This is a genomic window from Bacillus cereus group sp. BfR-BA-01360 (assembly GCF_022663595.1).
Lineage (GTDB): Bacteria > Bacillota > Bacilli > Bacillales > Bacillaceae_G > Bacillus_A > Bacillus_A cytotoxicus.
In genome coordinates, this window is the sequence record NZ_JAKUFV010000002.1 from 149,654 (window position 1) to 162,859 (window position 13,206).

Consider the following 13,206-nt stretch of genomic DNA (forward strand, 5'->3'; position numbering starts at 1 on the left):
GAAGGATGGCGTTTTTGCATGAATCTATCGATTTCTGATGAACTACAATTATTTTCTGAAGAATTACAGCGGTATATGTCACCATATGCTTTAGATTAGTTAGCTAGAAAAGTAGGATTTGTTCAACGAAGAAGTAAATATCGTGCACAAGACTTAGTAGCTATATGTGTTTGGTTAAGTCAAAACATAGCTCATGCTTCATTAACACAGTTATGTAGCCGATTAGACACATTTTAATGATATAAATAATAAATACGAGAGAGGGGACATTATGGATACATTATTAAAAAATAAAATTACTTAGTAAACAAGAACCAAAAACATTAGAGTAAATGGTTTTAAAATTAACCGAAGAGGCTGGTGAGACATCTCAAGCAGTAGTATCTTATTTAAAAGTAAACGGCAGTGAATATAGGAAATTAGAAATGAATGATGTCAAGGAAGAGTGTATAGATGTGATTCTCGTATCACTCGCTTTATTTTATAAACTAACGGAAAATGAAAATGAATGGAGAAAAAAATGAAAAAGTGGGAGAATGGAATGCGATAAATACTATTTTTGAAACTACTAGCATGAACTAGTAGTTTTTTGTTTTTATGAACATTTTTTACATTTAGTTTATAAATTGAATATTCATATGTCATTTATCCCGTCAGTAAGACTTCAATATATATAATAGGGATGAATTTGTCAGTTATTATTTTCAGATATTTGTTGAGAAAATATGAATTTAAAAATGTAGTAAATTGCTACTTTTATCATGTCTGTGGTTGAAGTGTAAATATAAATATACTTGTTTCAGAGGGAAAAGGTACAGTTTTTGAGCAAATGACTGTTTTTATAATAGATGATATTAATATTTTACTATATAAATATAATTAAAAGTTTTATCTGAAAAATAAAAAAATATTGACAAGATTATCGAGAAACATTATCATTTCGTTGTGAGTGAAGAAAATGAAAATCATTATCAATTGAAGTGATTTCGAAAATCAAAGTAAAAATACGAAAATCTATACTTGACAGATAAGTTTACTATGTATATTATTTTTGTTGAGATAAAATTGATAATGATTATCAATATCGATTCGAGGGATCTTATTTTCTCATGTTAGACAGGAATAAGAAATCGATTTTAAAAAGAAAGGACTTGGGGATATGAGTTGTAACGAGTTCAAGGGGAAAATAGCCTTAGTTACTGGGGCAGCCCAAGGAATTGGTAAAACAGTGGCCAGTATGCTTGCTGAGAGGGGGGCTGAAGTTGCTGCTGTAGATACAAACCTTTCAGCTCTTCAATTACTTTCACATTCTCATGAATTAGAAGGAACAATTTTGAAAGCGTTCCAATTAGATGTCAGTAACCGTGCGGCAGTAGAAAGAGTAGTAGATCAAATTGAAAATGAAATGGGATCTATTGATATTTTAGTAAATGTTGCTGGTATTTTACGAATGGGTCAAATTCCATCTTTTAGTGATGAAGATTGGGATGCCACTTTTTCTGTCAATTCTACAGGTGTGTTTTATATATCACGTGCAGTTAGTAAACGTATGATGGGGAGAAAGTCTGGCGTAATTGTGACGGTTGGTTCAAATGCAGCAAATATTCCGAGAATAGGGATGGCGGCATATGCAGCATCAAAAGCGGCGGTAACGATGTTTACAAAATGTTTAGGACTAGAGCTTGCAGAGTACAATATTCGCTGTAATGTAGTTTCGCCAGGTTCAACCGAAACAGAGATGCAGCGGCAACTTTGGACAGATAAAAATGGGCCTGAAAGGATTATTGCAGGTTCACAAGATACATATAGATTGGGAATTCCACTTCAAAAAATAGCGACACCTGTAGAAATTGCTGAAGGAGTATTATTTTTAGCTTCAGATAAGGCAAGTCATATTACGATGCATAATTTATGTATCGATGGTGGTGCGACTTTAGGAGTTTAAAAAGTCATTACGGGAGGAATTTCAAATTATGAATCATACAGCTACTTTAAACGAATTAGCGACAAGTTTATTGCGAGATTACAAAGCTGGGTCTTCGTTCTTTTTTACTTCACCATATCGAACGATGCTAGCTGAAGGAACATTTGCCACAGTTAAGCATAGTCAGGCAAAAAATTTCCCTGAGATTGTTCAATCTGTATTAAAAAGTGCAAAACAAGCGGGACATCAAAATCCCATTGTAGTAGGGGCGCTACCTTTTGATCGAACAAAAACAATGCAACTTATTGTTCCTCAGGAAACAAGAGTTACAGATCGTTTACAGTGGGATGTTGGAGAACAAACTCAGGACTCTTCCTCTGTACATAAATTTAAAATGAAGCCAATCCCAATGCCTTCAGAATATATGCGTGGTGTGGAGCAAGGGATAGCAAAAATAAAGAGTGGTGACTTAAAAAAAATCGTTTTATCAAGATTGTTAGATGTTTATTCTTCAAGGGAAATTGATGTTCAGAAATTGCTATATGATTTAGCAAAACACAATCCACATGGTTATACGTTTGCGGTAGATTTACCGAATAATGAGGATGATACAAAGCAGAAACGCACTCGGACCTTGATAGGAGCTAGTCCCGAATTGCTTGTTTCAAGAAGAGGAATGCAAGTTATTTCTAACCCGCTTGCAGGATCTAGACCTCGAAGTGGAGATCCTGCTGAAGATAAGAGGCGAGCAGAAGAATTACTTTCCTCAGCGAAAGATTTACATGAACATGCGGTTGTTGTAGAAGCAGTGGCGGCAGCGCTTCGTCCCTATTGCCGTACGTTACATGTGCCAGAAAAACCATCACTCATTCATAGTGAAACGATGTGGCATTTATCTACAGAAGTGAAAGGGACGCTACTGGATGAATCTATTTCTGCATTAGAATTAGCATCCGCACTTCATCCGACACCTGCTGTTTGCGGAACACCTACCGAAAAAGCACGTGAAGCAATTCAAGAAATTGAACCATTTGATCGAGAGTTTTTCACGGGCATGCTTGGTTGGAGTGATATAAATGGTGATGGGGAATGGATTGTAACAATTCGCTGTGCAGAAGTAGAAGAGAATTCACTTCGTTTATATGCCGGAGCCGGTATTGTTGCGGAATCAAAGCCTGAGGATGAATTAGCAGAAACATCAGCTAAATTCCGTACGATGCTTCAAGCTATGGGATTAAATGAGGACTCATTGGAGGGATAAATGATGTTATCAGGATGTTATGAATGGCCTAAAGAATTTGCAAATCGGTACAGAGAAGCCGGTTGTTGGCGCGGAGAAACGTTTGGAGAAATGCTCAGAGAACGGGCTATCAAGTATGGTGAACGCATTGCATTGACGAGCGGGGAACATCATATAAGTTATAAAGAATTTGATAAACGAGTGGATCGTTTAGCCGCGGGTTTTCTATCGCTAGGGATTAAAAAAACAGATCGTGTCGTTCTTCAGTTACCCAATATTATAGAGTTTTTTGAAGTGTGTTTTGCACTTTTTCGAATTGGGGCTCTTCCGGTGTTCGCTCTGCCAGCACATCGAAGTAGCGAGATTTGTTATTTTTGTGAATTTGCTGAAGCTACTGCTTATATTATTGCAGATAAACAACTTGGATTTGACTATCGAAATCTTGCAAGAGACGTGAAAAGAAAAGTACCGACATTGAAGCATATCATTGTTGTTGGTGAGGAAGAAGAGTTTGTTGGAATTCATGATTTATATAGAGAACCAGTTGACTTACCTGAAGTGAAATCTAGCGATGTAGCTTTCTTACAACTATCAGGAGGGACAACAGGACTACCGAAACTCATTCCAAGAACACACGATGACTATATTTATAGTTTACGAGTAAGCGCTGAGATTTGTCGATTGAATGAAGATAGTGTATATCTCGCTGTTCTTCCGGTTGCTCATAATTACCCGCTCAGCTCACCAGGAACTCTCGGAACATTTTATGCTGGGGGAAGGGTTGTGCTCGCTTCTGGAGGGAGTCCCGATGAAGCGTTTGCTTTAATTGAGAAGGAACGCGTCACAATTACAGCGCTTGTACCGCCGCTTGCGATGATATGGCTGGATGCAAAAGCATCGCGCCATAATGATTTATCTAGCCTTCAAGTTTTGCAAGTTGGAGGTGCAAAGTTTAGCGCAGAAGCTGCGAAACGTATACGTCCTACATTTGGGTGTACATTGCAACAAGTATTTGGCATGGCAGAAGGGTTAGTCAATTATACAAGACTTGATGATTCTGAAGAAATGATTATTCATACGCAAGGGCGACCTATGTCAGAGTTTGATGAAGTACGTGTCGTAGATGAAAATGACTGTGACGTAAAGACGGGTGAAGTGGGAAGGCTATTAACTCGTGGTCCCTATACGATTCGCGGTTATTATAAAGCGGAAGAACATAATGCGAAATCTTTTACACCTAATGGTTTTTATCGTACAGGTGATCTCGTGAAAATAAATGAGAACGGGTATTTAGTCGTCGAAGGTCGCGATAAAGATCAAATTAATCGCGGAGGGGAAAAAGTAGCAGCAGAAGAGGTAGAAAATCATCTGTTAGCCCATCATTCCGTTCATGATGCTGCAATTGTATCAATGCCTGATGAGTATTTAGGAGAACGTACTTGTGCTTTCATCATCGCGCGCGGACAACAGCCATCCGTAGGAGAGCTAAAAACATTTTTAAGAGAACGCGGAATTGCGGCGTATAAAATTCCGGATCGAATTGAATTTGTTAAAGCGTTTCCGCAAACTGGTGTAGGGAAAGTAAGTAAGAAAGACTTACGAAAAGCAATTGCTGAAAGATTACAGTCTACCATTCATTCATAATGTTTTCATCATATATTCAATTAACTTGAAAGGAAGTGATTAGATGGCGATTCCTGCTATCTCCATATATAAAATGCCAACTGAATCAGATTTACCAATGAATAAAGTAACGTGGAAACTAGATCCAAAACGTGCAGCACTTCTTATTCACGACATGCAAGAATATTTTCTTGATGCGTACTGTGATGAAGAATCTCCAAAAGTAGAGCTCATTTCTAATATTCAGCGAATAAGACAAACTTGTAAGGGACTTCATGTACCCGTTATTTACACTGCACAGCCAGGTGGACAAACATTGGAACAAAGGGGGTTATTACAAGATTTTTGGGGTGCTGGTATTCCAGAAGGACCATATAAACAGAAAATTGTTGATGAACTTGCACCTGATGACCATGATATTTTTCTTACAAAATGGAGATATAGTGCCTTTAAAAAGACAAATTTATTAGAAATTTTGCATGAACAAGGTCGTGATCAATTAATCATTTGCGGTGTATATGCACATATTGGATGTCTCTTAACAGCATGTGAAGCGTTTATGGATGGGATTCAACCTTTCTTCATCGCTGATGCAGTTGCCGATTTTTCATTCGATCATCATAGACAAGCCATGCAATATGCATCCGATCGATGTGCGGTAACAACAACAACGAATGCAGTATTAACAGATTTCCAACGTTTAAAAGAGGAAAATGAATCAGCCATTACACTACAAATGATACGTGAACAAGTCGCCCAGCTACTGCGCGAGTCCCCAGCAGATATTGCAAATGATGAAAATTTACTAAATCGCGGATTAGACTCTGTTAGATTAATGAGTTTAGTAGAGAAGTGGCGCCAAATTGGTGTAGAAGTTACTTTCGCTGATTTGGCAGAACACCCAACCATTTCAGACTGGTTTCGAATGATAGCATCACAAAAAGAAAGAGTACTGTAAATTGCAGATTACAAAATAAAGGGGTCATACAGTATGTCTAATTGTCGAAATGTTCGCTATTCTTTGTCGTCTGCGCAATCCGGAATGTGGTTTGCGCAGCAACTTGATCCAGATAATCCAATTTATAATACAGCTGAATATGTGGAGATACATGGGGTAGTGAATCCCGAAATATTTGAATTAGCAGTCCGTACTGTTGTAATGGAAGCAGAAGCATTACATGTTCATTTTGAAGAAGATGAAGCGGGCTTATGGCAAGTCATTGCTGATTCTTCAGATTTTCATATGCATTTCATCGATGTCAGTTCAGAAGATGATCCGAAACGTGCGGCTGAAATGTGGATGAAAGAGAATATATCCATACCAATTGATTTACAAAAAGACAAGTTGTTTACCGAAGCATTATTCCAAGTAGCATCTGATCATTTTATTTGGTATCAGCGTATTCACCACATTGTAATGGATGGATACGGTTTCTCGTTACTTGTCCAAAAAGTAGCAAAAGTATATACGAGGTTAATGAATCAGCAATCGTATCATGAGAAGCCATTCGGTTCTTTACAACAAGTGTTAGCGGAAGATGCTGCATATCGAAACTCTTCTCAAATTGAGAAAGACCGCAATTTCTGGTTAGAACGATTTCAAGATTTATCAGAAGTGATAAGCTTAGCTGAACATACATCTAAAGCATCGAAAGAATTTTTACGTCAAACAGCTTCTTTATCGCATTTGCAAACAAAATCATTACAGCAAGTAGCGCTGGAGTGCAATGTAAATTGGCCAGACTTGATTATCGCTGCACTTGCTATTTATCTTCATAAATTAACAAGCACCAAAGATATTGTCTTAGGATTACCGATGATGGGGCGTTTAGGATCAGCATCCATTCATACACCAAGTATGGTGATGAATGTCGTTCCGCTTAGAGTATCCTTATCTTCTCATATGAGCTTTGCTGAAGTTGCTGAGCAAGTCGCTCATGAAATACGCGAAATACGTCTTCATCAAAAGTATCGTCATGAAGAACTTCGCCGCGATCTTAAATTGTTAGGAGAAAACCAACGATTATTTGGTCCGATCATCAATGTGATGCCATTTGATTATCGTTTGAATTTCGCTGGAAATCTTGGAGTGAAACACAATCTGTCAGCGGGACCTGTAGACGATCTTTCTATACATGTATATAACCATTTTGATAAGAATGAATTCATGTTTCACTTTGATGCAAATCCTGCGGTATATAGCGAAGGAGATGTAACGGCTCATAAAGAACGATTTATGCATTTTTTAGAAACTCTAACACATATGAATCCAACTGAATCAATTGGTAAGATGGAAGTAGTACTTCCAAATGAACGCTATCAAGTAATACAAGCGTGGAATGAAACTTCTGTAGAAAAAGAACGTATCAGCCTGCCAAATTTATTTGAGAAGCAAGCGAACCAAACACCAAGTGCAACAGCGGTAGTAGGCGGAGAATGGCAACTGACTTATCAAGAATTAAACGAACGAGCAAATAAGCTAGCGCATTTCTTGTTAGAACGAGGGGTGCAGCCGGGACAATTTGTAGCCTTAGCATTTCCAAGGACAGTCGACATGCTAATTGGAATGTTAGCAGTACTAAAGACTGGTTCCGCATATATACCAGTAGATCCTGAGTATCCAGCTGATCGAGTGCAATATATACTCAGTGATGCCAATCCTATTTGCATGATTACAACATCTTCCGTGTTGGAGAATTTACCTGATGAGCGAAAGGTGGAGACGTTTGTAGTAGATCGTGAAGTAATGAAGAGAAATTTGCAACAGTATCCTTGTATCAATCCAGAAACGCGACATGCTTCTAGTCTTTTAAATCCTGCATATGCAATTTATACGTCTGGGTCAACTGGCAAACCAAAAGGTGTGGTTGTTTCAATGGAAAGTTTAAGCAATTTCTTATTAGCGATGCAGGATACATTTTCACTACAGGAAAACGATCGTTTACTAGCCGTTACAACTTTTGCCTTTGATATCTCAGCATTAGAAATGTATATCCCGCTTATAAGCGGTGCAAGTATTAGAATTGCGCAAAAAGAAGAAATCCAAGATTCAGTTACTTTAGCGGAAGTATTACAAAAAGAAAAAATTACGATTATGCAAGCAACACCATCGCTTTGGCAAATGCTTGTTACAGATAATCCGGAAAGTATAAAGGGGATACGTGCTCTCGTAGGTGGTGAAGCACTTCCCAATGCATTAGCAGCAAAATTAAAAGAATTAAATTGTGATGTTACAAATCTTTACGGACCAACAGAAACAACCATTTGGTCTACAGTAATGCATCTGAATAGTACGAACACACACATACCTCCCATTGGAAAACCAATTTGGAATACAGAAGTATATGTATTAGATGCCAGCTTGCAACCGGTTCCGCCAGAGGTAGTAGGAGAATTGTATATTGCTGGAGCAGGGCTTGCTCACGGATATTTAGGAAGACCAGATTTAACAGCAGAGCGATTTGTGGCAAATCCTTATGGGAAACCAGGAACGCGGATGTACCGTACGGGTGATCTTGTCAAATGGCGTAGAGATGGTTATCTCGAATATATTGGTCGTGCGGACTATCAAATTAAAATGCGCGGTTTCCGTATAGAGTTAGCTGAAATAGAAACAGTACTCCATCAGCATGCAGCTGTTCAACAAGCAGTTGTACTTGTGAGAGAAGATCAACCAGGAGATAAAAGGCTCGTTGCTTACATTGTAGGGGAATCTGCTGATTCTACAGACATTCGCTCTTATGTAGCGGAGCACTTACCGGCATATATGGTTCCTTCAGCTATTATCGTATTGTCGAAATTACCGTTAACACCAAATGGGAAAATTGATCGAAAAGCACTGCCAGCACCTGATTTCAGTGTAAATACAAGTGAACGAGTACCGCGAAACCCGAAAGAGGAAATTTTATGTAATCTTTTTGCGGAAGTGCTTGGCCTTAAACGAATCGGGATAGATGATCATTTCTTTGAAATGGGCGGTCATTCTCTTTTGGCATCCCGGTTAATGGGACGCATTCGGGACATGTTAGGTGTAGAAATAGGAATTGGTAAATTATTTGAGGCGCCAACTGTTGCTGCACTTGCGAAACAGTTAGATGGTGCAAAAAGTACAAGGCCAGCTTTGAAAAAGATGAAGCGTCCGAAGGAAATTCCTCTTTCCTTTTCGCAGCGCCGTTTATGGTTCTTGAATTGTTTAGAAGGACCAAGTCCAACATATAATATTCCGTTAGTGATTCGTATGTCTGGTGAAATAAATAAAGAAGCATTACAAGGTGCGTTTTACGATATTGTAGAACGCCATGAGACGCTCAGAACGATCTTTCCAGATCGATTTGGAACCCCGCACCAGAAAATTCTCACAATAGAGGAAGCGAAACCTAAGCTTATGATAACGCAGACTACGGAAGCGGATTTATCTGATTTGCTTGCTGAATCGGTTCGATATAGCTTTCATTTAGCTACAGAGCCTGCCATGCGCGTTGAACTATTTGAAATTAGGAAAAATGAATATGTACTCCTTATTTTATTACATCATATTATAGGGGATGGTTGGTCTTTAAGCCCATTCACAAAAGATCTTGCTACTTCGTATAGAGCTCGTTGTCAAGGTGAAGTCGTGCAGTGGGAAACTCTTCCGATGCAGTACGCTGATTACGCTCTTTGGCAACAAGAACTATTAGGAAATGAAGAGAGAAAGGATAGTCTGATTTCAAAACAAATTGATTTTTGGAAAGAAAAATTAAAAGGATTACCAGATCAACTTGAGTTGCCTGCAGACTATCAACGTCCTGCTGAAATCAGTTATCACGGGGATACGATAGATTTTCATATTCATTCAAGGTTACACAAACGTTTATTAGAACTAGCTCGCATGCATGGTGTGAGTCTATTTATGGTAATGCAAGCAGGTCTTACGGCATTACTTACAAGATTAGGAGCTGGAACGGATATTCCAATTGGTAGTCCGGTAGCTGGACGCAATGATGATGCTCTTAGTGAGATGATTGGTTTATTTATAAATACATTAGTTTTACGTACAGATACATCAGGAGATCCGACTTTTGTAGAACTATTAAATCGAGTGAAAAAAGGAAATCTTGCTGCTTATGAACACCAAGATGTTCCATTTGAGCGACTTGTGGAAGTATTAAACCCTGTACGTTCGAGAAATAGTCATCCGCTCTTTCAAATTATGCTAGCTTTTCAAAATACACCGGAAGCTACATTTGATATTCCAAATGTAGATACAACGCTTGAGATTCAGAGCGTAGGCGCTGCCAAATTTGATTTGACGATTGAACTAAGTGAGCAAAGTACTAAAGAAGGAAACGCGAATGGATTACAAGGTTTACTAGAATATCGTACAGATTTATTTCAATATGAGACGGCTCAAAAATTTGTAACGCGGTTTATTCGACTGTTAGAAGATGCGGTAGAGAATCCAGAGAAACAGATTGGACGTTTAGAAATTTTAGAAGAAGAAGAATATTGCACGATTTTGAAAAAATGGAATGGTGGTTTTCAAACTACAGCTGAAGTGACGTTGCCAGAACTGTTTGAGCGGCAAGTTCGCAAGGCTCCGGGTGCAACTGCTGTTGTGTTTGAGGGGAAAACATTAAGCTATGAACAGTTAAATAAGAAGGCAAATCAGTTAGCTCGTTTATTAATTGCAAAAGGGGTAGGGCCAGAGCAAATCGTTGCGCTAGCAATGCCGCGATCACTTGATATGATGATTAGCTTATTAGCCGTTTTAAAGGCAGGAGCAGGATATTTACCGTTAGATCCTGATTATCCAGCAGATCGAATCTCATTTATGTTAAGTGATGCACAGCCGGTTTGTATCATTACAAGTACAGAAGTTGAAATAGAGTATCAAGCGACCAATGTAATTGTTATTGATGATGTGAAAACAAGGAATGCGATCGATCAATATTGTACCGAGGATATTGAGGATGTAGAACGAATCCAACCTTTATTACCGGTGCACCTTGCTTATGTTATTTATACATCAGGTTCGACAGGAAAGCCAAAAGGTGTTATGATTCCGCATCAAAATGTTGTAAGGTTATTCGGTGCAACGGATCATTGGTTCCAATTTGATGAAACAGATATTTGGACAATGTTTCATTCTTATGCATTTGATTTCTCAGTTTGGGAGATTTGGGGACCGCTTTTATATGGAGGTCGGCTTGTCGTTGTACCGCATACGGTCAGTCGTTCACCTCAGGAATTTTTACATCTTCTTGTTAAGGAGAGAGTAACTGTTTTAAACCAGACACCGTCCGCATTTTATCAACTGATGCAGGCGGATCGCGAAAACATAGAATTAGGCAAACAGCTTTCTTTACGCTATATCATTTTTGGCGGGGAGGCGCTAGAATTAAGCCGCCTAGAAGATTGGTACAGCCGTCATAAAGAGCATGCACCAAAGCTCATTAATATGTATGGGATTACGGAAACAACTGTACATGTAAGTTATATGGAACTGGATCAAAATATAGTATCCTTACGAGCAAATAGCTTAATTGGATGTAGTATACCAGATTTGAAAGTTTACGTATTAGATTCTTATTTGCAGCCTGTACCACCTGGAGTTATCGGGGAAATGTATGTGGCTGGAGCAGGGCTTGCACATGGATATTTAGGGCGCGCTGGATTAACGGCAGAGCGATTTATAGCAAATCCATACGGAGAGCCAGGGACTCGCATGTATCGCACTGGGGACTTGGCGCGCTGGAGGCAAGATGGAACATTAGATTACATAGGTCGGGCAGATCACCAAATTAAAATTCGCGGTTTCCGCATTGAACTTGGGGAAATTGAAGCTACAATTATGCAACATCCACAGGTAGAACAAGCCGCTGTTATTGTGAGGGAAGATCAGCCAGGTGATAAACGATTAGTTGCATACATCGTTCTGTCACCACAAATACAGATAGAAACAGTTCATATGCGTCAATATGTCGGGAAGAGTCTACCAGATTATATGGTGCCATCCACTTTTGTTGTAATCGATCAGTTACCATTAACTCCAAATGGAAAGTTAGATCGAAAGGCGTTACCAGCTCCGCAATTTACAGTATCGAATAGAATCCGAGGACCAAGAACACCGAAAGAGGAACTATTATGTGACATATTTACAGAAGTGTTACAAGTGCCTCGAATTGGAATTGACGATAGTTTCTTTGAACTCGGCGGACATTCATTGCTTGCTGTAAAGCTAATGAGCCGTATTAGAGAGGCGTTAGGTATAGAAATAAATATCGGTCATTTATTTACAGCGCCGACAGTTTCCGCTCTTGCGGAAAGACTTGATATGGGAACGAATCAAAGTGCGTTAGATGTCATGTTACCTTTACGAACAAGCGGGGAAGAATTGCCGATATTTTGTGTTCATCCAGCGGGAGGACTGAGCTGGTGTTATGCAGGATTAATGAAATCTGTAGGAAAAGAGTATCCAATTTATGGGTTACAAGCACGCGGTATCTCCAAAAAAGAAAAGCTTCCAAAAACATTAGAGGAAATGGCTACGGATTACCTTATACATGTTCGTGAAGTGCAACCGCATGGTCCATATAGATTATTAGGATGGTCGCTTGGAGGAAATGTTGTTCATGCAATGGCGACGCATTTACAAAGTGAAGGCGAAGAAGTTGAAATGCTTGTGATGCTTGATTCGTATCCGGGGCATTTCTTACCAAATACAGAGGCGCCTACTGAAGAAGAGGCACTTATCGCATTGTTAGCTTTAGGTGGTTATGATCCAGATCATATGGATGGGAAACCACTTAATATGGAAAGTGCCATTGAAATTCTTCATAAGGATGGAAGTGCATTAGCCAACCTAGAAAAGACAACCATTTTGAATTTAAAAGAAACATATGTGAATTCTGTTACTCTATTAGGAAAATATGTTCCAAAGAAATTTAAAGGGAATCTTATCTTTTTCAGATCGACAATGATACCAGAATGGTTTGATCCTATTTCACCGGACACGTGGTCTAGCTATATAGAAGGGGAAATAGAACAATATGATATTGACTGCCGGCATAAAGATTTATGTCAGCCGGAACCACTTGCTGAAATTGGAAAAGTTTTAGCGAATAGATTACAAGAAAAGAAAGGAGTAATCATATATGACGAATCCATTTGAAAATGATAATGATATGTATAAAGTGTTAATAAATGAAGAAGGCCAGCATTCTGTCTGGCCGGCTTTTCTTGATGTACCAGCTGGTTGGAGCGTTGTGCATGACAATGATAGTAGGCAAGCTTGTCTAACATATATTGAATTACACTGGACGGATATGATGCCAAAGCGTCTTCATCAACTTGAATATGTATCAGTAGGGAAGTAAGAATGAATCCAAAAATGGTTGTTACTGTTGTATATATTATAGCGATGTTTATGGCTTCCATG

7 protein-coding genes and 1 pseudogene are annotated in these 13,206 nt (G+C 38.8%); all 8 read left to right on the forward strand.

The genetic code is table 11. The features are described from left to right. Positions 1-18: 18 nt before the first annotated feature. A pseudogene (locus tag MR056_RS02570) lies at positions 19-228 on the forward strand (IS4 family transposase); the annotation flags it as partial. A 104-nt stretch (positions 229-332) separates the two neighbouring features. After that, entirely contained in the window at positions 333-524 is a 192-nt protein-coding gene (locus MR056_RS02575; protein WP_242136514.1) for a MazG-like family protein, read from the forward strand. 635 nt (positions 525-1,159) lie between these two features. Continuing rightward, entirely contained in the window at positions 1,160-1,945 is a 786-nt protein-coding gene (locus MR056_RS02580; RefSeq protein ID WP_048722923.1) for a 2,3-dihydro-2,3-dihydroxybenzoate dehydrogenase, read from the forward strand. 28 nt (positions 1,946-1,973) lie between these two features. Next, positions 1,974-3,185: an isochorismate synthase DhbC gene (gene dhbC / locus MR056_RS02585; protein ID WP_087098676.1), complete on the forward strand. Its 1,212-nt coding sequence runs from the start codon at positions 1,974-1,976 to the stop codon at positions 3,183-3,185. A 3-nt stretch (positions 3,186-3,188) separates the two neighbouring features. Then, positions 3,189-4,808 (forward strand): (2,3-dihydroxybenzoyl)adenylate synthase, encoded by a 1,620-nt coding sequence (locus MR056_RS02590; protein ID WP_087098778.1) that lies wholly within the window; start codon positions 3,189-3,191, stop codon positions 4,806-4,808. Positions 4,809-4,851: 43 nt separating this feature from the next. Continuing rightward, the gene (locus tag MR056_RS02595) at positions 4,852-5,745 is read left to right on the forward strand and encodes an isochorismatase family protein (RefSeq protein WP_087098678.1); all 894 of its coding nucleotides are present in this window, start codon (positions 4,852-4,854) and stop codon (positions 5,743-5,745) included. 33 nt (positions 5,746-5,778) lie between these two features. After that, on the forward strand, positions 5,779-12,939 hold the full coding sequence (locus MR056_RS02600) for an amino acid adenylation domain-containing protein (protein ID WP_087098680.1): 7,161 nt from the start codon (positions 5,779-5,781) through the stop codon (positions 12,937-12,939). Beyond that, positions 12,923-13,144, forward strand: a complete 222-nt coding sequence (locus tag MR056_RS02605) for an MbtH family protein (RefSeq protein WP_012094248.1) — start codon at positions 12,923-12,925, stop codon at positions 13,142-13,144. The genes MR056_RS02600 and MR056_RS02605 overlap by 17 nt, the downstream gene beginning before the upstream one ends. Positions 13,145-13,206 lie beyond the last annotated feature (62 nt).